This window comes from Pseudomonas sp. HMWF021 (assembly GCF_003061005.1).
In the GTDB taxonomy this organism is placed as follows: Bacteria; Pseudomonadota; Gammaproteobacteria; order Pseudomonadales; family Pseudomonadaceae; genus Aquipseudomonas.
The window spans coordinates 8,811-27,770 of sequence record NZ_QAIK01000158.1; the positions used below are offsets into that span (position 1 = coordinate 8,811).

At 60.6% G+C, this 18,960-nt stretch carries 19 protein-coding genes; 5 read left to right on the forward strand and 14 right to left on the reverse strand.

All coding sequences use genetic code 11. The annotated features are described in order from the left end of the window. The 3 genes from DBR18_RS29750 to coq7 form a co-directional block, all read left to right on the forward strand. Positions 1–381: SDR family oxidoreductase (locus tag DBR18_RS29750; protein ID WP_256588851.1), on the forward strand; the 381-nt coding region annotated here is incomplete at its 5' end. A gap of 80 nt (positions 382–461) precedes the next feature. Next, positions 462–800: a histidine triad nucleotide-binding protein gene (locus DBR18_RS22605; RefSeq protein WP_003228789.1), complete on the forward strand. Its 339-nt coding sequence runs from the start codon at positions 462–464 to the stop codon at positions 798–800. Between the two features lie 200 nt (positions 801–1,000). Next, on the forward strand, positions 1,001–1,648 hold the full coding sequence (gene coq7 / locus DBR18_RS22610) for a 2-polyprenyl-3-methyl-6-methoxy-1,4-benzoquinone monooxygenase (RefSeq protein WP_027610738.1): 648 nt from the start codon (positions 1,001–1,003) through the stop codon (positions 1,646–1,648). 115 nt (positions 1,649–1,763) lie between these two features. On the opposite strand, the gene speD is transcribed toward coq7, so the two are convergent. Together speD and DBR18_RS22620 are read right to left on the reverse strand one after the other, a co-directional pair. After that, entirely contained in the window at positions 1,764–2,558 is a 795-nt protein-coding gene (gene speD, locus DBR18_RS22615) for an adenosylmethionine decarboxylase (RefSeq protein WP_108591984.1), read from the reverse strand. A 237-nt stretch (positions 2,559–2,795) separates the two neighbouring features. After that, positions 2,796–3,218, reverse strand: coding sequence for an OsmC family protein (locus DBR18_RS22620; protein ID WP_003228794.1), 423 nt, complete (start codon positions 3,216–3,218; stop codon positions 2,796–2,798). A gap of 237 nt (positions 3,219–3,455) precedes the next feature. Between DBR18_RS22620 and crp the strand changes: the two genes are divergently transcribed. Continuing rightward, positions 3,456–4,100: a cAMP-activated global transcriptional regulator CRP gene (gene crp, locus DBR18_RS22625; protein WP_007966430.1), complete on the forward strand. Its 645-nt coding sequence runs from the start codon at positions 3,456–3,458 to the stop codon at positions 4,098–4,100. Between the two features lie 9 nt (positions 4,101–4,109). Here crp and DBR18_RS22630 read toward each other — a convergent pair whose 3' ends face one another. The 4 genes from DBR18_RS22630 to DBR18_RS22645 form a co-directional block, all read right to left on the reverse strand. Next, positions 4,110–4,808 (reverse strand): lipoate--protein ligase family protein, encoded by a 699-nt coding sequence (locus DBR18_RS22630; RefSeq protein ID WP_108591985.1) that lies wholly within the window; start codon positions 4,806–4,808, stop codon positions 4,110–4,112. A gap of 135 nt (positions 4,809–4,943) precedes the next feature. Next, on the reverse strand, positions 4,944–5,780 hold the full coding sequence (gene trpC / locus DBR18_RS22635) for an indole-3-glycerol phosphate synthase TrpC (protein WP_108591986.1): 837 nt from the start codon (positions 5,778–5,780) through the stop codon (positions 4,944–4,946). Continuing rightward, positions 5,777–6,826, reverse strand: coding sequence for an anthranilate phosphoribosyltransferase (trpD, locus tag DBR18_RS22640; RefSeq protein WP_108591987.1), 1,050 nt, complete (start codon positions 6,824–6,826; stop codon positions 5,777–5,779). The genes trpC and trpD overlap by 4 nt, the downstream gene beginning before the upstream one ends. Before the next feature lie 9 nt (positions 6,827–6,835). Continuing rightward, entirely contained in the window at positions 6,836–7,429 is a 594-nt protein-coding gene (locus tag DBR18_RS22645; RefSeq protein WP_108591988.1) for an aminodeoxychorismate/anthranilate synthase component II, read from the reverse strand. A 407-nt stretch (positions 7,430–7,836) separates the two neighbouring features. On the opposite strand from DBR18_RS22645, the gene estP reads away from it, so the two are divergent. Further along, positions 7,837–9,747: an esterase EstP gene (gene estP, locus DBR18_RS22650; protein WP_108591989.1), complete on the forward strand. Its 1,911-nt coding sequence runs from the start codon at positions 7,837–7,839 to the stop codon at positions 9,745–9,747. A gap of 218 nt (positions 9,748–9,965) precedes the next feature. On the opposite strand, the gene trpE is transcribed toward estP, so the two are convergent. The 8 genes from trpE to DBR18_RS22690 form a co-directional block, all read right to left on the reverse strand. After that, on the reverse strand, positions 9,966–11,447 hold the full coding sequence (trpE, locus tag DBR18_RS22655) for an anthranilate synthase component I (RefSeq protein WP_108591990.1): 1,482 nt from the start codon (positions 11,445–11,447) through the stop codon (positions 9,966–9,968). Between the two features lie 71 nt (positions 11,448–11,518). Beyond that, positions 11,519–12,337 carry a phosphoglycolate phosphatase gene (locus DBR18_RS22660; RefSeq protein ID WP_025113557.1) on the reverse strand — a complete coding sequence of 273 codons (819 nt, stop codon included), beginning with the start codon at positions 12,335–12,337 and terminating at the stop codon, positions 11,519–11,521. Then, positions 12,334–13,008: a ribulose-phosphate 3-epimerase gene (gene rpe / locus DBR18_RS22665; protein ID WP_007918813.1), complete on the reverse strand. Its 675-nt coding sequence runs from the start codon at positions 13,006–13,008 to the stop codon at positions 12,334–12,336. The genes DBR18_RS22660 and rpe overlap by 4 nt, the downstream gene beginning before the upstream one ends. A gap of 80 nt (positions 13,009–13,088) precedes the next feature. Next, a complete protein-coding gene (locus tag DBR18_RS22670) occupies positions 13,089–14,237 on the reverse strand; it encodes an iron-containing alcohol dehydrogenase (protein ID WP_108591991.1) in 1,149 nt (382 codons plus the stop codon). Positions 14,238–14,443: 206 nt separating this feature from the next. Next, the gene (locus DBR18_RS22675) at positions 14,444–15,268 is read right to left on the reverse strand and encodes an ABC transporter permease (RefSeq protein ID WP_108591992.1); all 825 of its coding nucleotides are present in this window, start codon (positions 15,266–15,268) and stop codon (positions 14,444–14,446) included. Positions 15,269–15,280: 12 nt separating this feature from the next. Further along, positions 15,281–16,528, reverse strand: a complete 1,248-nt coding sequence (locus DBR18_RS22680) for an ABC transporter permease (RefSeq protein WP_108591993.1) — start codon at positions 16,526–16,528, stop codon at positions 15,281–15,283. Between the two features lie 185 nt (positions 16,529–16,713). Then, positions 16,714–17,757 (reverse strand): ABC transporter substrate-binding protein, encoded by a 1,044-nt coding sequence (locus tag DBR18_RS22685; RefSeq protein ID WP_108591994.1) that lies wholly within the window; start codon positions 17,755–17,757, stop codon positions 16,714–16,716. Between the two features lie 48 nt (positions 17,758–17,805). Continuing rightward, complete coding sequence (locus tag DBR18_RS22690; protein ID WP_108591995.1) at positions 17,806–18,930, reverse strand: ABC transporter ATP-binding protein; 1,125 nt, start codon at positions 18,928–18,930, stop codon at positions 17,806–17,808. Positions 18,931–18,960: the final 30 nt, after the last annotated feature.

Sequence of the window (18,960 nt, forward strand, 5' to 3'; positions counted from 1 at the left end):
GTCGCCTCCATGGCAGCGTTCAATCCCGGCCCGTGGATGAGCACCTACTACGCCAGCAAGGCCTATGTGTTGCACTTCTCCGAAGCGCTGCGGGTTGAGCTGAAACAGAGCGCGGTCAAGGTGTCGGTGCTCTGCCCCGGCCCCACCCGTACCGCGTTCTTCCGCACCGCACAGCTCGACAGCGACAAGATCAAAGACAGCAAACTGCTGATGAGTCCCGAGGAAGTCGCGCTGTACACCGTGCGTGCGCTGGAGAAAAACCGCGCCATCATCATTCCGGGACGACGCAACCGCTGGTTCGCCTTCCTGCCGCGCCTCGGTTCGCGCTGGCTCAACCGCACCATCGTCGGCATGCTCAACAAGGCTTACTGCCCGCGCTGAACGGGCCTGCGGCAAAACACTGGGCGGGGCCATTTCCCATGAGTACACTCAGGCCAGCCCACACCACGGAGAAAACAGCAGTGGATACTCTGTTCACCAAGATCATCAACCGGGAGATTCCGGCCAAGATCATTTACGAGGACGACCAGGTTCTGGCGTTCCACGACATCGCCCCTCAGGCACCGGTGCATTTTCTGGTGATCCCGAAGAAACCGGTGCGTACCCTCAACGACCTGACCGAAGACGACAAGGCACTGGCCGGGCACATTCTGTTCACCGCCCAGCGTCTGGCGCTGGAGCTGGGCTGCGAGGAAGGCTTCCGGGTGGTGATGAACTGCAATGAAAAAGGTGGGCAGACCGTCTATCACATTCATATGCATGTACTGGGTCAGCGTCAGATGAACTGGCCGCCGGGCTGATCTCAGCAAACCCGTGCAGGAGCTGCCGAAGGCTGCGATCTTTTGACCTTGATCCTGAAAAAACAAGATCAAAAGATCGCAGCCTTCGGCAGCTCCTACATACAGCAGATCAAGCGCAACACAGTGGCAAATGACCCAGCGCAAACCTTCCCCGGCCGATTCGGTTAAACTGGCCGTCGAGATTTTTCCCGGAGGTCAGCATGACTACCCAACGTCACTACTCGCCGATTGACCGTCTTCTGCTGCAAGCCGATGCCGCGATGCGTACCCTGCTGCCTTTCAGCGGCCAGCCCTACCGCCCGTCGCCAGCCATCGTGCAGCCGGATGTGCAGATGAGCGATGAAGACACCCGCCACGTCGCCGGCCTGATGCGCATCAACCACACCGGTGAAGTCTGCGCCCAGGCGCTGTACCAAGGGCAGGCGCTGACTGCGAAGTTGCCGCAGGTGCGTGCCGCCATGGAACATGCCGCCGAGGAAGAAATCGATCATCTGGTGTGGTGCGAGCAGCGCATCCATCAACTGGGCAGTCACACCAGCGTGCTCAATCCGCTGTTCTACGGGATGTCGTTCGGCATTGGCGCCGTGGCCGGTCTGATCAGTGACAAGGTCAGCCTCGGTTTCGTCGCAGCAACCGAGCACCAGGTGTGCAAGCACTTGAACGAGCACCTTGAGCAATTGCCGGCCGAGGACGAAAAGTCCCGGGCAATTCTGGAGCAGATGCGCATTGATGAAGAACATCATGCGGAGAGTGCACTGGATGCGGGTGGTTTCCGTTTTCCGGCGCCGGTGAAGTTCGGGATGAGTCTGTTGGCGAAGGTGATGACCAAGAGTACTTATCGGATCTGAGATCGGTATTGCTGCTGAGGGCCCCTTCGCGAGCAGGCTCGCTCCCACAGGGTTCTGTTTCGGTAATAAAAAGGCGACTACCGCAAAGTAGTCGCCTTTTTTGTGCCCGGGAATCTTACGTCGGCATGTTGCGCGCGTAGAAGATTTCCAGCATTTCGTGTTTCACCCGCTCAGTCACCTGAGCACGCTGCTCGGCAGACAGATTGCTGGTGGCGTCGCCGAACAGGTAGTTGTCCAGTTCGAAGTTCTTCAGCAGCATTTTGGTGTGGAACAGGTTTTCCTGGTACACGTTCACGTCGGTCATCTGGTACGCGTCGCGAGTGTCTTCGGAAAGGTAGTTCTGGATCGAATTGATCTCGTGGTCGATGAAGTGCTTGTTGCCTTCAACGTCACGGGTGAAGCCGCGCACACGGTAATCCACAGTCACGATGTCCGAATCGAACTGGTGAATGAGGAAGTTGAGCGCTTTAAGCGGTGAAATGACACCACAGGTCGACACGTCGATGTCCACACGGAACGTCGCGATACCGGCGTCCGGATGGATTTCCGGATAGGTATGCACCGTGATGTGGCTCTTGTCGAGGTGGGCAAGGATGATTTCGGGCAATGGACCCGGGGACTCTTCGATCTGGCTGTCAGTCGGGGTCACCGGCTCTTCCGAGATCAGAATCGTGACGCTGGCACCCTGAGGCTCATAGTTCTGACTGGCAATGTTCAGAATGTTGGCACCAATGATTTCGACAACTTCCGTGAGGATCTGCGTCAGGCGTTCGGCGTTGTACTCTTGATTGATGTACTCGACGTAAGCCTGCTGGTCTTGCGGGGTTTCCGCGTAGCAGATGTCATAGATATTGAAGCTCAAGGTCTTTGTCAGGTTATTGAACCCGTGGAGCTTGAGTTTGCTTTTCACCGTTAAAAACTCTCTATGTATGCGGCGCAGCCGCGTGATCAAGCATGCCCGTCAAGTGCGAACAACGCACCTGCGTAGGACGGTTAACACCTCTTCGCGATGGCGATTTTGGTTATCTGTTCAGGCGGCTGACCCGTCGGCTGACCGATCACTGCCCTGAAAAAAGTGGCGCATTATGCAGACGTCAGCGAGGGATCGCCAGAGTCTGCACTGCTTTTATGATAGTTGAATGTCGGTTCAACCGAGTTCGACGATTTCGTAATCGTGAGTGATCGCCACGCCGGCCGCGCCGAGCATGATCGAGGCCGAGCAATACTTCTCGGCAGACAGCTCGATGGCACGCTTGACCTGGGCTTCTTTCAGGCCACGACCCTTGACCACGAAGTGCATGTGGATCTTGGTGAACACCTTCGGATCTTCGGTTGCGCGCTCGGCTTCAAGGAACGCTTCGCAGCTTTCAACAGCCTGACGCGACTTCTTCAGGATGCTGACCACGTCGAAGTTGCTGCAACCGCCAACGCCCAGCAGGAGCATTTCCATCGGGCGGACACCCAGATTACGACCACCGGCGTCCGGCGGACCGTCCATGACCACAACATGACCGCTGCCGGACTCGCCGAGGAACATGGCTTCGCCAGCCCATTGGATGCGTGCCTTCATCGCCAAGACTCCACTGTAGAAAAAAGGGTCGCCAGCTTAGCACAGCCCCCTGCTCCGACAGCGCGAAGCGTTCCTAGGAAGGATGCCCGTACGCTGTAGGTAATTTCTCGAATTTTCGACGAAGTGTCTGGTAAGCTGGCGCCAATTCGCTGGCGCCAATTGTCAGCCTGTAGCGACCGCCTTCAGCGCCTCATAAAAAAACCAAACATCACCGTGCAGTCTTTTCGGGATACAACCATGGTTGCTATTACCCCCACACCCAAAATCAAGAACCTTGACAAGCTGTTGATGCATTGCCAGCGCCGTCGCCATGCGGCCAAGAGCAACATCATCTGCGCCGGCGATCGCTCGGACACGCTGTACTTCATCATCAAGGGCTCGGTAACAATCCTGATCGAGGATGACGACGGCCGCGAAATGATCATCGCCTACCTCAACGCCGGGGACTTCTTCGGCGAGCTGGGTTTGTTCGAGCAGGCGGGCCAGGAACAGCAACGCAGTGCCTGGGTGCGGGCGAAAGTCGAATGTGAAATCGCCGAAATCAGCTACGTGAAGTTCCGCGAATTGTCGCAGCAGGATCCAGACATTCTTTACGTTCTCAGCGGACAAATCGCACAACGCCTGCGCAATACCACGCGCAAGGTCGGCGATCTGGCGTTCTTTGACGTCACCGGCCGTGTGGCCCGTTGCCTGCTGGAGCTGTGCAAACAGCCTGACGCGATGACCCACCCGGACGGCATGCAGATCAAGGTGACCCGTCAGGAAATCGGGCGGATTGTCGGTTGTTCGCGGGAGATGGTCGGTCGCGTGCTCAAGGATCTTGAAGAACGCAACCTGGTCGATGTGAAAGGCAAGACCATGGTGGTCTTCGGCACCCGCTAAGCGCGTAACTCAGGCGCTATAGACCTGCGCCAGCATCAGACGAAACAGCTCATCCAGACGCGCCAGAGCATTTGGCGCGACGAACTTCTCATGCAGGGCAATGTGGCTTTCGGCCCGCACCCGCTGCTCCAGACCACAGGCCTCATTGAAACGGTTGACCGCCGCGACCATCGATTCGCGCTCGTCATCCATCAACATCGCCCCGTGCACCAACCCCACCGGACGCTGGCCACCCTGGCTCTGACGCCAGCGCTGAGCGGTGCCGACCATCTTGCGACCGTCGAGATTGACGTTGAAGCGGCCGTCGCAGAATGCCCCGTCGATTTCGCCCAGCGACGACACGCCACCCAACTCATCGAGCAATTCGCAGATCGGATCACACAGGCGCCGGTAACCGGTTTCGATGCGATTCAGATCGCCTTCGCTGCGGGGCGGCGCGTAGACCAGCGCGATGTTGATGGTTGAAGCGGATTGCGGGACCGGTTCACCGCCGGTTTCCCGCAGCAAGACTGGCCAACCGGCAGCGGCGGAAACTTCGCAGGCGTGCTCGAAACCAGGTAGCCGGTTGAGGCGGCGTGGCATGACCAGCGCGCGATCTGCGGGTTGCCAGAACAGCAGGCCGAACTCGGCGTCGCCGGCGCAGATGGAAGCGAGCAAGTCCTGTTCGGCTTGCAGGCCGGTTTCGATGGGGAGGGAGGCAGGGATCATAAGGTTTCCGTAGGACGTTCAGTCTAAGGTGGATCTTATGTCGTCATCGCGAGCAGGCTCACTCCTACAGGGGGGAACGCATTCCAGGTGTAGGAGTGAGCCTGCTCGCGATGGCGTCTAACCGGTCTGACTGAGTCAGTCCAGGGTCGAACCACTGACCGGCACACCACGCTCCGGGAAGAACAGGCGCTGCAGTTCAGTGCCCGGGCTTTCCGCGCGCATGAACGCTTCGCCCACCAGGAACGCATACACATCGCTGATTTCCATCAGCTCGACATCGGCGCGGTTGAGGATGCCGCTCTCGGTGATCACCAGACGATCGCGCGGAATGCGCGGCAGCAGGTCGAGGGTGGTTTCCAGGCTGACGTCGAAGGTGTGCAGGTTGCGGTTATTGATCCCGACCAGCGGCGTGTCGAGGGTTTTCAGCGCGCGCTCCAACTCATCGCCGTCGTGCACTTCCACCAGCACATCCAGACCAACGCTTTTGGCCACCGAGGCCAGCTCGGCCATTTTCACGTCGTCCAGTGCGGAGACGATCAACAGCACGCAGTCGGCGCCCAGCGCGCGGGCTTCGACGATCTGGTACGGATCGATCATGAAGTCCTTGCGGATCACCGGCAGTTTGCAGGCGGCGCGGGCCTGTTGCAGGTAGGCATCGGCGCCCTGGAAGTAGTCGATGTCGGTCAGCACGGAAAGACAGGTCGCCCCGCCCTTCTCGTAGCTCCTGGCGATGTCGGCAGGTACGAAGTCCTCGCGGATCACGCCCTTGCTCGGCGACGCTTTCTTGATTTCAGCGATGACCGCCGGCTGCTTCTTCTTGGCCTGCGCCAGCAATGCCTGGGCAAAACCACGGGGTGCATCGGCCGCCTTGGCCAGACTTTCCAGCTCGCTCAGGCTGACGCGAGCGCTACGCTCGGCGACTTCCTGGACCTTGCGCGCCAGAATGTTTTCCAGAACCGTCGGTACACTCATCCCTCATTCTCCACTTTGAATACCGCGGTAAAGGCACCCAGCTCCTCGAGTTTTTCCCGAGCAAGGCCGGTATGCAGAGCGTCGTGCGCAAGCGCCACGCCTTCTTTCAAACTCGTGGCCAGGTCGGCGGCGTACAGCGCTGCACCGGCATTGAGCACAATCATTTCGGCAGCTTTCTGGCCGTTCTCGGTCTTGCGCTTGCCCAGTGCGTCACGAATCAGCGCCAGCGATGCTTCCGGTCCATCCACCGACAGGCCGTGCAGGCTCTGGCTCTTCATGCCCAGATCTTCCGGCTCGACCCAATACTCGCTGATCTCGTTGTTCTTCAACTCAGCCACAAAGGTCGGCGCAGCAAGACTGAATTCGTCCAGGCCATCCTTCGAATGCACCACCAGTACGTGTTTGCTACCCAGACGCTGCAAGACTTCGGCCAATGGCCGGCACAGCGCGGGAGTGAACACACCCACCACCTGATGTTTCACACCGGCCGGATTCGTAAGCGGGCCGAGCATGTTGAACAGCGTACGCAGGCCGAGATCGCGGCGCGGGCCGGCGGCGTACTTCATGGCTTTGTGGTGAGTCTGGGCAAACATGAACCCGATGCCGACGTTGTCGATGCACCGGGCGACCTGTACTGGCGTCAGGTTCAGATAGATACCGGCGGCTTCGAGCAAGTCGGCACTGCCGCTCTTGCCCGACACCGCACGGTTGCCGTGCTTGGCCACGGTGCAACCGGCTGCCGCGACGACAAACGCGGACGCGGTCGACACGTTGAAAATGTTCGCACCGTCACCGCCGGTGCCGACTACATCGACCACGCCGTCGAGGGTCTTGAGTTCGACCTGATCGGCCAGCTCACGCATCACCGAAACCGCGCCGACGATTTCGTCGATGCTTTCGCTCTTCATGCGCATCGCCATCATGAATGCGCCGATCTGCGCCTCGGTGCATTGACCGGTCATGATTTCGCGCATCACATCGCGCATTTCTTCGGTGCTGAGGTCGAGGTGTTCGACGATACGGCTCAGGGCTGTCTTGATATTCATGGAAAGTCCTTAGCGCGTGCCGCCGGTTTGTTTGAGGAAGTTGGCGAACAGTTCATGGCCCTGCTCGGTCAGGATCGACTCGGGGTGGAACTGTACGCCCTCGATGTTCAGGGTCTTGTGCCGCAGGCCCATGATTTCGTCGACCGAGCCGTCGTCGTGCTGCGTCCACGCGGTCAGCTCCAGGCACTCGGGCAGAGTATCGTGCTTGACGATCAGCGAGTGGTAGCGGGTAACCGTCAGCGGATGATTCAGACCGGCAAAAACCCCCTTGTCCTCATGGAATACCGGGCTAGTCTTACCGTGCATCACTTGGCGGGCACGCACCACATCGCCGCCGAAGGCCTGACCGATGGACTGATGGCCCAGGCAGACGCCGAGGATCGGCAGCTTGCCGGCGAAATGTTTGATGGCCTCGATGGAGACGCCGGCTTCGGTCGGTGTGCACGGGCCTGGCGAGACCACGATGCGCTCGGGGTTGAGCGCTTCGATTTCGGCGATGGTCAGTTCGTCGTTGCGCACGACTTTAACCTCGGCACCCAGCTCGCCAAGGTATTGCACAACGTTGTAAGTAAAGGAGTCGTAGTTGTCGATCATCAGCAACATGGCGTTTCGAACCTCTTGAATTCTGACTTGAAGACAGCCTTCGAATGACTTGCCCGCAGGGCGCTGCACGATGTCGGACGCGCAGGAGGCGTCGGCACAGCGGCATTTCAAACGGGCAAGGAAGGCAAAGCGATACAGATCCGGCGGGGCCGGCAGAAAAGATTCAGGCGCGCCAACGCCAACGGGCGTGTGCCTTGATGACTTGATCCAGAAGTTTGCTGACGATCAACACGGGGAAGGTCTCGTTCATACGTTCCGGCACAGTAACTTAGCTGGGCGGAGCGTGCAATATGGCGGGGCTGACGGGGGACAAAACTAAGCGAGGCTTCGCGACCGATGGCAAAACGCCGGGAGTTTTTGGTACTGTCGTTTCGTTCACCTACAACAATAAATAAACGGACTTGCTCATGATCAAACAGACGTTGTTTGTACCGCTTGCCGGATGCCTGCTCGCCATGGCCTGCGCCCAGGCCTACGCAGCACCCGCTCCCTATTCGAATTTCATCGTGTTCGGCGACAGCCTGAATGACGCCGGGACCTTTAGGGACACCGGCGGCCCGGCCGGTGCCACGCAGCGCTACACCAACCGCACCGGCCCGCTGTACAAGGACGGCACCGGGGAAAACCGCGACCTCAACGCCACCCAGATCATCGGCGGCAAACTGGGTTTCAGCCCCGACCAGACCGCCTCCTCATCCTCGGCCGTGCGTGCCGGCGAAGGCCTGGTCGATGGCAACAACTGGGCGGTGGGGGGTTACCGGACTGACCAGATTCTCGACTCGATTACTACGCAGTCCGCCACCGGCGAACGCACCCGCAGCGGCTACCTGCCTTCGAACGGTTTCCGCGCCGATCCGAATGCACTCTATTACCTGTCCGGTGGCGGCAACGACTTCCTTCAGGGCCGCGTACTCAGCCTCGATCAGGCCAGCGCCGCGGCCGATCGCCTGGCCGACAGCGCCCGTACGCTGCAAGGCGCCGGCGCCAAATACATCATGGTCTGGCTGTTGCCGGACATCGGCCTGACGCCGGCCATCAACGGCTCGCCGCTGCAGGGCTTCACCTCGCAGCTCAGCGCCCAGTTCAACACCGAACTGGTCAGCCAGTTGCAGGGCATCAACGCCGAAATCATTCCACTGAACATTCCGGTGCTGCTCAAAGAGGCTTTCGCCAACCCGGCGCAATTCGGCCTCGCCACCGACCAGAACCTCACGGCCACCTGCTTCAGCGGCAATGGCTGCACCGAGAACGCCCGATACGGCATCAACAGCGCCACCCCGGATCCCACCAAACTGATCTACAACGATTCGGTGCACCCCACCGAAGCTGGCCAGCGTCTGATTGCCGACTACGCCTACTCGCTGCTGGCGGCCCCGTGGGAGCTGACCCTGCTCCCGGAAATGGCCCAGGGCTCATTGCGCGCGCATCAGGACGAATTGCGCAATCAGTGGCTGGCGGACTGGGAAAACTGGCAGGCCGTGGGCCAATGGCGCGCCATCGTCGCCGGTGGCGGCCAGCATCAGGACTTCGACAGCCAGCACAGTGCGGCCAGTGCCGATGGCAACGGGTACAACCTGAACATCGGCGGCAGCTATCGCGTCAACGAAGCCTGGCGTGTGGGCGTGGCCGCCGGCCTCTATCACCAGAAACTCGAAGCCGGCGACGCCGACTCGGAATACAAACTCAATTCCTACATGGGCACCGCGTTCGCCCAGTACCAGCAAAATCGCTGGTGGGGCGACCTGGCGATGACCGCCAGCAAACTCGACTACGACAGCCTCAAGCGTAAATTCCAGCTGGGGGTCAACGAGCGCGGGGAGAAAGGCGATACCGACGGCTACGTGCTGGCGATCAGCGGCCGCATCGGCTACGACATCGCGCAGCAGGCCAGCAGCCCATGGCACCTGTCGCCATTTGTCAGCGCCGATTTCGGCAAGACCGAAGTCGATGGTTATTCGGAAAAGGGCGCGGATTCCACGGCGCTGACCTTCGATGATCAATCGCGCAATTCGCGACGCCTGGGCGTAGGGATCCAGGGCAAGTACCAGATCACCGCGCAGACCGAAGTGTTTGGCGAATTCGCTCACGAGCGTGAGTACAACGACGACCGGCAGGACCTGACCATCAACCTCAACAGTCTGCCGGGCAACCGTTTCACCCTCGAAGGCTACGAGCCGCAGACCAATCTCAATCGCCTGAATCTGGGCGTGAGCCACAAGCTCACGCAGGATCTGGCGTTGCGCGCCAGCTACAACGTGCGCAAGGATGATGACTTTACCCAGCAGGGAGTTAATGTCGGGGTCAGCCTGGATTTCTGAGGTTGAAAGCAAAAGATCGCAGGCTGCGCCAGCTCCTACAGGGTTAGCGCAGGCATAAAAAAACGCGGCGCCCTCACAGGCGCCGCGTTTTTTTATGGCTGAACGCAATCCAATGTAGGAGTGAGCCTGCTCGCGATGGCGGTGGAACAGTCAACATTAAAGGTGAATGTCAGACCGAAATCGCGAGCAGGCTCACTCCTACAAGGGTTTTACGTGGATCAGGTGTCCGGGGTCTGCTCGGCCAGGGCCACGGCGCGGAACATCGCGCGGCGCTTGTTCAGGGTTTCTTCCCATTCAAGCGCCGGCACCGAGTCGGCAACGATGCCGCCACCGGCCTGCACGTGCAGTTCGCCGTTCTTGATCACGGCGGTGCGAATCGCAATCGCGGTGTCCATGTTGCCGTTCCAGGCGAAGTAACCAACCGCACCGCCATACACGCCACGCTTGACCGGTTCGAGCTCGTCGATGATTTCCATCGCACGGATCTTCGGCGCGCCGGACAACGTGCCCGCGGGCAGAATCGCTCGCAGCGCGTCCATCGCGGTCAGCCCGGCCTTCAACTGGCCGGTGACGTTAGAGACGATGTGCATCACGTTGGAATAACGCTCGATGACCATTTTCTCGGTGAGCTTCACCGAACCGATTTCCGAGACACGACCCGTGTCGTTACGCCCCAGATCGATCAGCATCAAGTGCTCGGCGATCTCCTTGTCGTCCGACAGCAAATCTTCTTCCAGCGCCAGATCCGCTTCTTCGGTGGCGCCACGCGGGCGCGTGCCGGCAATCGGGCGCACGGTGATCAGGTTGTCTTCGACCCGCACCAGCACTTCCGGCGAACTGCCGACGACGTGGAAATCGCCGAAGTTGAAGAAGTACATGTACGGCGTCGGGTTGAAGCAACGCAGCGCTCGATACAGATCGATCGGCGCAGCCTTGAAGTCGATCGACATGCGCTGCGACGGCACGACTTGCATGCAGTCGCCCGCGAGGATGTATTCCTTGATGGTGTCGACGGCTTTTTCGTAATCGCTCTGGGTGAAACTGGAGCGAAACACCGGATCAGCCGCTTGTTGCTTGCTGAAGTCCAGGCCACGGCGCGGGGTGATCGGCTGGCGCAGTTTCTCCAGCAGTTCCTGCAATTGCGCCTGCCCCTGCTCGTAAGCATCGGCTTGCGCCGGGTCAGCGAGGACAATCGCGTGCATCTTGCCGGCGAGGTTGTCGAACACCACCACCGCATCAGAGACCATCAGCAGAATGTCCGGCACGCCCAGCGGATCCGGGTTCGGGCATTTGCCCAGACGCTTCTCTACGTAGCGCACGCAGTCGTAACCGAAGTAACCGACCAGGCCACCGTTGAAACGCGGCAGACCGGCGATGGTCGGCACGTTGTAACGGGCCTTGAAGGTTTCGACGAAAGCCAGCGGGTCTTCGACGTCATGGCTTTCGGTCTCGACGCCATCGACGGTGATGCTCACGTGATGGTCGTGCACCCGCAGTACGGTGCGGCACGGCAGGCCGATGATCGAGTAACGGCCCCACTTCTCGCCGCCCTGCACCGATTCGAGCAGGTAGGAGTTGGGCTGGTCGGCCAGTTTCAGATAGATCGACAGCGGCGTGTCGAAGTCGGCCAGGGTTTCGCAGGCCAACGGAATGCGGTTGTAGCCGTCAGCGGCCAGGCGCAGGAATTCTTCGCGGATCATGGGGTGCCTCGTGGTGTGAGGGGCAAATCAGTCAGGTGTGCAAACGCGCCGGCAAGCCGGCCAGGAACCAGTCAGGCGCGCCAACGCCAGCGGGCCAGGGCCTTGATGACTTTCATCCAGAGTTTGCGGGTGACCACCACGATGGCGTTTCCAGAATGGGATTGAGAAGCGTCGGGCAACGTTATCTCAGCGGCTGTACCGAGGCAACCGGGAATTAGCTTGCGCAGATCGTCGATCACCAGTGCCGGGGATTCCTCGGCAATCGGTCGGCCGTGGTTGTAGCCGTAGCTCAGTGCCACGCACTTGACCCCCGCCGCTTTCGCCGCCAGCACGTCGCTGCGCGAATCGCCGACGAACAGCGATTGCGAAGCCGGAATGTTGGCCATTTTCATCACGAAGAACAGCGCGGCCGGATCAGGCTTCTTCTGCGGCAGGGTGTCGCCGCCGATGATCCACTTGAAGTAACGGCCGATCTTCATCTGATCCAGCAGCGGCGCGACAAAACGCTCGGGCTTGTTGGTGATCAGCGCCATCGCCACGCCCTGCTTGTGCAACCACTTGAGGGTGTCGCGCACGCCGGGATAGACCACGGTCAGCTCATGGCTCGCACCGTAGGCTTCCATGAACACTTCCAGTGCGTGCTCGGCCTCGACGTCATCCACTGCCGAGTGATCGATGCCACCGGCCAGCGCCCGGCGCACCAGCACCGGTGCGCCATTGCCGACCCACTCGCGTACCGACTCGATGCCGGCAGGCTTGCGGCCGAGGGAGAGCAGCATGGTGTCCACCGCCGCCGCCAGGTCGGGAACCGAGTCGATCAGCGTGCCATCCAGATCGAACATCACCAACCGTGGCAGTTGCCCCGGGAACAGCTGCTCAAAACCGCTCATGGGCGCGCCAGCGCCAGTTCGGAACGCATCTTGTCGATGACTTCCTGATAGTTCGGTGCATTGAAGATCGCCGAACCGGCCACAAAGGTGTCAGCGCCAGCGGCAGCGATTTCGCGGATGTTGTTGACGTTGACCCCGCCGTCGATTTCCAGACGGATGTCACGCCCTGAGGCATCAATGATCGCCCGCGCTTCGCGCAGTTTGTCGAGGGTGCCGGGGATGAACTTCTGCCCGCCGAAGCCCGGGTTGACGCTCATCAGCAAGACCATGTCGACCTTGTCGATCACGTACTTGAGCACGTCCAGCGGGGTTGCCGGGTTGAACACCAGGCCGGATTTGCAGCCGCCTTCACGGATCAGTTGCAGCGAACGATCGACGTGCAGCGTGGCTTCCGGGTGGAAAGTGATGTAAGTGGCGCCGGCCTCGATGAAGTCGCCGACGATGCGATCCACCGGGCTGACCATCAGGTGTGCGTCGATCGGCGCGGTAACGCCGTACTTGCGCAGGGCCGCGCAAACCATCGGACCGATGGTCAGGTTCGGCACGTAGTGGTTGTCCATGACATCGAAGTGAACGAAGTCGGCACCGGCGGCCAGAACGTTGTCCACTTCTTCGCCGAGGCGGGCGAAGTCGGCGGAGAGAATCGACGGAGCAATTACGAAGGGCTGCATGACGCACCTTTTCTGAGCTAAATCACGATGGCGCGCATTGTATACCTCAAGTTTCCGTGCGCGCACCGTGACCGCGATGATCAGTACGCCGCTCGGTAGATCTTCTCGATATCCGCAGCGCTGAGCCTGCGCGGGTTGTTGCGCATCAAACGCTCGATCCCCGCGGCCTCCACAGCCATGGCCGGGATTGCCTCCTCGGGCACGCCGAAGCTGCGCAGCCCGGCAGGAATTTCCACCGCCGCACACAGTTCGGTCATCGCCTGCACGGCTTTGTCCGCCGCCTCGTTCGCACTCAGATGAGCGATCTTCACCCCCATGGCTTCGGCGATATCCTGCATGCGCTCGACGCAGGCCATCTTGTTCCAGGTCATGACATACGGCAGCAGCAACGCGTTACTGACGCCATGGGCGATGTTGAAACGCCCGCCCAGCGGATAGGCCAACGCATGCACCGCGCCGACCCCGGCATTGCCGAACGCCATGCCGGCCATCAGGCTGGCGGTGGCCATGTCCTCACGGGCCTGCAGATTGCCGCCATTGGCGTAGGCCTTGGGCAGCGCCCTGGCAATCAACTTGATTGCACCGAGTGCCAGCGAATCGGTGATCGGCGAGGCGTTGACCGACAGATAGGATTCGATGGCATGCACCAGCGCATCAACACCACTGGCAGCGGTGACGCTGCGCGGGCAGGTCAAGGTCATCTGCGGACTGACCAGCGCCACGTCCGGCAACAGATAATCGCTGACGATGCCCTTCTTCAGTTGCGCGACCTTGTCCGAGAGGATGGCGACGTTGGTCACTTCCGAGCCGGTGCCGGCGGTGGTCGGAATGGCGATCAGCGGCGGACCTTTGCGTGGCACTTGATCGACGCCGAACAGATCTTCCAGCGCACCGTGGTAACCGGCGTACGCCGCGACGCTTTTGGCGATGTCGATGGCACTGCCACCGCCCAGACCGATCAAGCCGTCATGCCCGCCCTCGCGGTACACACGCATGCAATCTTCGACGATGGCGATTTCCGGGTCCGGCAGCACCCGGTCGAAGATCTCGTACTCGCGCCCGCCCAATTGGCACAGCGCCAGCTCCACGGTGCCGGACTTGACCAGCGCGGCGTCGGTGACGATCAACGGGTTGTCGATATCCAGCCGCGTGAGTTCCGCCGCCAACTGCTCGATGGCCCCGGCGCCGGTGATCAGTTTGTGAGCGATTTTGAACTGGGACAGACTCATCGTGCGCAGCCTCTTATAGATGTGGGAGCTGAGCACAAGCGTAGCTGGGGAATCCGGGTTGTCCGCCATTCACCCCATGAATGACAGACACACCACCTGTAGGAGCTGCCGAAGGCTGCGATCTTTTGATCCTGATCTTAAAAACAAAGATCAAAAGATCGTCCGATCGCGGCCCGAGCCTTCGGCAGCTCCTACAGGGGAATGCGTCAGACCTGGGCGGTACGCAGTTTCTCGCTGCGGCCACGCAACCATTCAAGGGTCAGCAACAGGATGACGGAGAACGCGATCAGCAAGGTTGCCGCCGCCGCAATCGTCGGGCTGAGGTTCTCGCGGATCCCGCTGAACATCTGCCGTGGCAGCGTCGCTTGCTCGGGGCCGGCGAGGAACAGCGTCACCACCACTTCGTCGAACGACGTCGCAAAGGCAAACAGCGCCCCGGAGATCACCCCCGGCGCAATCAACGGCAGGGTCACCCGACGGAACGTGGTCAACGGCGAAGCCCCAAGGCTCGCCGCTGCCCGCACCAGATTCTGGTTGAACCCCTGCAGCGTCGCCGACACGGTGATGATCACGAACGGCACACCGAGCACCGCGTGCACCACGATCAGCGAGAAGAAGCTATTGCCCAGCCCCAGCGGCGCGAAGAACAGATAACTGGCCACACCAATGATCACCACCGGCACCACCATCGGCGAAATCACCAGCGCCATCACCAGCGATTTGCCGGGGAAGTCACCACGGGTCAGGCCGATCGCGGCCAGTGTGCCGAAGACCATCGCCAGCACCGTCGCGGCGGGGGCGACGATGATGCTGTTCTTCAGCGAGCGCATCCATTCGGCCGAGGCGAAGAAGTCCTGATACCAGTGCAGCGAGAAACCTTGCAGCGGATACACCAGGAAACTGCCCGAGTTGAACGACAGCGGCACGATCACCAGCACCGGCAGAATCAGGAACAGCAGGATCAGGCCGCAGAGGATCCGCAAGCTGTAGAACCACACCCGTTCGATGGGCGACATGTAAGGACTCAGCATTTCAAATTCCCCTTAGCTCAGGCGCAGGCGACTGGCGCCCACCAGCCAGCTGTAGATCAGATACAGCACCACGGTCGCCAGCAGCAGCAAGCCGCCCAGCGCAGTGGCCATGCCCCAGTTGATGCTGGTGTTGGTGTAGAACGCGACGAAGTAACTGACCATTTGATCGTTCGGGCTGCCGAGCAGCGCCGGGGTGATGTAGTAGCCGATGGCGAGGATGAACACCAACAGGCAACCAGCGCCGACACCGGCATAGGTCTGCGGGAAGTACACCCGCCAGAAACTGGCAAACGGATGGCAGCCCAGCGAGATCGCGGCGCGCATGTAGGTTGGCGAAATGCCTTTCATCACGCTGTAGATCGGCAGAATCATGAACGGCAGCAGAATGTGCACCATCGAGATGTAGACCCCGGTGCGGTTGAACACCAGCTCCAGCGGCTTATCAATGATGCCCATCGCCATCAGCGCGCTGTTGATCAGTCCACCCGACTGCAGCAACACGATCCACGCCGCGACCCGCACCAGAATCGAGGTCCAGAACGGCAGCAGCACCAGAATCATCAGCAGGTTGCTCTGCCGCGATGGCAGATTCGCCAGCAGATAGGCCAGTGGATAGGCGAGGAACAGGCAGATCACGGTGATGATCAGGCCCATCCAGAACGTGCGGGCGAAGATGTCGAGGTAGATCGCCTGATCCGGGGTGGCCGGGGCCAGTTCGCCGAGATCATCGACACGGTGATCCACCGCCGCCAGCAGATAGAACGGGGTGATGCTGCTGGTGTTGCGTTTGACCGCTTGCCAGTAGGCCGGATCGCCCCAGCGCTCATCGAGGCCTTCGAGTGCTTCTTTGTAGGAGGCCGGTTCGCTGGCGAAGGGCAACGCCCGGGCGGTTTTGGTCAGCAGGCTGCGATAGCCGGCCAACTCCATGTTCAAGCGCTTGGACAGATCGCCCAGCGTCTGGTTTTTGCGGGCTTCGGCGAGGTCTTCGCCGGCCGCTTTGTACACCGGTTCCGCCGGCAGGCCGCGGCCGTCCCAACTGGCGATGGCCGCCACGGTGCGCGGCATGCCGCCGACCACTTCCGGGTTGCCGACGCTTTTATAGAGCAGCGCCACGATCGGCACCAGGAACACCAGCAACAGAAACAGCACCAGCGGCGCAATCAACGCCTGGGCCTTCCAGCGGTTGACCCGCTCGGCGCGCTTGAGCTTCTGCTTCAAGGTGGGGCTGGCGCCCTCGTTCAGGGGAACGGCGATGGCCATGACGTACTCCGCAAATCTTTGGATGGGCGGCATCCCACATAACGATGCCGCATTACCTCAACACACAAGAAACACCTCACTCCTGTAGGAGCTGTCGAGTGCAACGAGGCTGCGATCTCTTGATCTTCAAAGGCAAAGTCAAAGTCAAAAGATCGCAGCCTGCGGCAGCTCGTACAGGGCGAAGGTTACTTCGCAGCCCAGGAATTGAAGCGCTGCTCCAGTTGCTCGCCGTTGTCAGCCCAGAAGCTGACGTCGATCTGCACCTGGTTGGCGATGTTTTCCGGGGTGGTCGGCATGTCCTTCAGCACGTCCTTGCTCAGCAGCGGAACTGCCTGCGTGTTGGCCGGCCCGTAGGCAATGTTTTCCGAGTAGGTCTTCTGCTGCTGCGGCTGGACCGAGTAGGCGATGAATTTCTTCGCCGCTTCGGCGCGCTTGGCGTCCAGACCTTTCGGGATGGCCCACGCATCGAAGTCGTAGATGCCGCCGTTCCATACCACTTTCAGGTTGGATTCTTTCTGCACTGCCGCGATGCGGCCGTTGTAGGCCGAGCTCATGACCACGTCACCGGAGGCGAGGTATTGCGGCGGCTGGGCGCCGGCCTCCCACCACTGAATGTTCGGCTTGAGTTCATCGAGCTTCTTGAACGCGCGATCCTGACCGCCCTTGCTCGCCAGCTCTTTGTAGACGTCTTTCGGTGCAACACCGTCGGCCATCAGCGCGAACTCAAGGGTGTACTTGGCGCCCTTGCGCAGGCCCCGCTTGCCCGGGAATTTCTTGGTATCCCAGAAATCGGCCCAGCTGGTTGGCGCGGTTTTCAGCTTGTCGGCGTTGTACGCGAGTACGGTCGACCAGACGAAGAAGCCCACGCCGCACGGCTGAATCGCGCCTTTGACGTAATCCTCGGTTTTGCCGAACAGTGCCGGATCGAGTTGTTCGAACATGTCTTCATCGCAACCACGGGACAGCTCTGGCGATTCGACTTCCACCAGATCCCACGACACGCTCTTGGTGTCGACCATGGCTTTGACCTTGGCCATTTCGCCGTTGTACTCGCCGGCAACGATCTTGCCGTTGCCCGCCGCTTCCCACGGTGCATAGAAGGCTTTGACTTGCGCCGCCTTGTTCGCCCCGCCAAACGACACCACAGTCAAATCGGGACCGGCGCCCATCGCGCTGGCCGCACCCATCAGGCCCAGGGTCAGGGCGGTGAACTTCAGGGATCTCAACATTTATTGTTCTCTCCACGTGCAGGGTTGGTGTTGGTATTGCGGGGGCGATCAGTTCGCCTCTAACAGCGGGTCGAGCGCGCGAACGTGCTCGACCTGCCAGCCAAGCGGTACCACGTCCCCGACCGCGAGCGCTGGATCAAGCTCGGCAATCGGCTGTTTCACGAAGAAGTCGGTCTTGCCGCAGACTTCCAGGCGCACCCGGACGTGGTCGCCCAGATAGATGAATTCCGCCACCCTCCCTGAGAAGCGGTTGACGCATTGATCGCTCGAGCCATTGAGGCTGACGCGTTCCGGGCGAATCGACAGGGTTACCGGTTCACCGGTCTGGCCGACGTTGACCGCCAGCGCCTCGACCTTCTCGCCACGGCCCAGCTCAACCACGCAGCGCTCGCCGCTCTGGCTGAGCAGCCGCCCGTTGAGGCGGTTGTTCTCGCCGATGAAGTTGGCCACGAAGGTGTTTTTCGGTTCTTCGTACAGCGTGCGCGGTGGCGCGATCTGCTGGATTTCGCCCTGATGGAACACAGCGACGCGGTCGGACATGGTCAGGGCTTCCCCCTGATCGTGGGTCACGTAGACCACGGTCACGCCAAGGCGCTGGTGCAGGTGCTTGATCTCCATCTGCATGTGTTCACGCAATTGCTTGTCGAGGGCGCCCAGCGGTTCGTCCATCAGCACCAGTTGCGGTTCGAACACCAGCGCTCGCGCCAGCGCCACACGCTGTTGCTGACCGCCGGAGAGTTGCGCCGGATAACGCGAAGCGAACGCGTCGAGCTGGACCATGCTCAGGACTTTCTTGACCTTGTCGCTGACGTCGCTCTTGTTCAGGCCGCGCACGGTCAGCGGGAAAGCCAGGTTCTCGGCGACGGTCATGTGCGGGAACAACGCGTAGTTCTGGAACACCATGCCGATGTCACGCTTGTGCGGCGGCACGTTGTTGATGGCGCGGCCGGCCAGGAGAATTTCGCCGGCGGTCGGGGTTTCGAACCCGGCGAGCATCATCAGGCTGGTGGTCTTGCCCGAGCCGGACGGCCCGAGCAGGGTCAGGAACTCACCCTTGCGAATGTCCAGGTTGAGGTCTTTGACGATCAGGTTCTCGCCGTCGTAGCTCTTCTGCACTCCACGAAAGCTGACCAGTACGTCACTGGCCCCTGCGTTTGAATCGACCTGGCTCATACCCACACCTTTGTTATTGGTAACTGCTGT

Bases quoted from the DNA above. Each gene is read 5' to 3' on its own strand.
- trpC (WP_108591986.1), bottom strand. From the start codon at position 5,780: ATGAGTGTACCGACGGTTCTGGAAAACATTCTGGCGCGCAAGGTCCAG.
- DBR18_RS22690 (WP_108591995.1), bottom strand. From the start codon at position 18,930: ATGAGCCAGGTCGATTCAAACGCAGGGGCCAGTGACGTACTGGTCAGC.
- DBR18_RS22630 (WP_108591985.1), bottom strand. From the start codon at position 4,808: ATGATCCCTGCCTCCCTCCCCATCGAAACCGGCCTGCAAGCCGAACAG.
- estP (WP_108591989.1), top strand. From the start codon at position 7,837: ATGATCAAACAGACGTTGTTTGTACCGCTTGCCGGATGCCTGCTCGCC.
- DBR18_RS22680 (WP_108591993.1), bottom strand. From the start codon at position 16,528: ATGGCCATCGCCGTTCCCCTGAACGAGGGCGCCAGCCCCACCTTGAAG.
- trpD (WP_108591987.1), bottom strand. From the start codon at position 6,826: ATGAATATCAAGACAGCCCTGAGCCGTATCGTCGAACACCTCGACCTC.
- DBR18_RS22645 (WP_108591988.1), bottom strand. From the start codon at position 7,429: ATGTTGCTGATGATCGACAACTACGACTCCTTTACTTACAACGTTGTG.
- DBR18_RS22660 (WP_025113557.1), bottom strand. From the start codon at position 12,337: ATGAGCGGTTTTGAGCAGCTGTTCCCGGGGCAACTGCCACGGTTGGTG.
- crp (WP_007966430.1), top strand. From the start codon at position 3,456: ATGGTTGCTATTACCCCCACACCCAAAATCAAGAACCTTGACAAGCTG.
- rpe (WP_007918813.1), bottom strand. From the start codon at position 13,008: ATGCAGCCCTTCGTAATTGCTCCGTCGATTCTCTCCGCCGACTTCGCC.
- coq7 (WP_027610738.1), top strand. From the start codon at position 1,001: ATGACTACCCAACGTCACTACTCGCCGATTGACCGTCTTCTGCTGCAA.
- DBR18_RS22620 (WP_003228794.1), bottom strand. From the start codon at position 3,218: ATGAAGGCACGCATCCAATGGGCTGGCGAAGCCATGTTCCTCGGCGAG.
- DBR18_RS22675 (WP_108591992.1), bottom strand. From the start codon at position 15,268: ATGCTGAGTCCTTACATGTCGCCCATCGAACGGGTGTGGTTCTACAGC.
- DBR18_RS22670 (WP_108591991.1), bottom strand. From the start codon at position 14,237: ATGAGTCTGTCCCAGTTCAAAATCGCTCACAAACTGATCACCGGCGCC.
- DBR18_RS22685 (WP_108591994.1), bottom strand. From the start codon at position 17,757: ATGTTGAGATCCCTGAAGTTCACCGCCCTGACCCTGGGCCTGATGGGT.
- trpE (WP_108591990.1), bottom strand. From the start codon at position 11,447: ATGATCCGCGAAGAATTCCTGCGCCTGGCCGCTGACGGCTACAACCGC.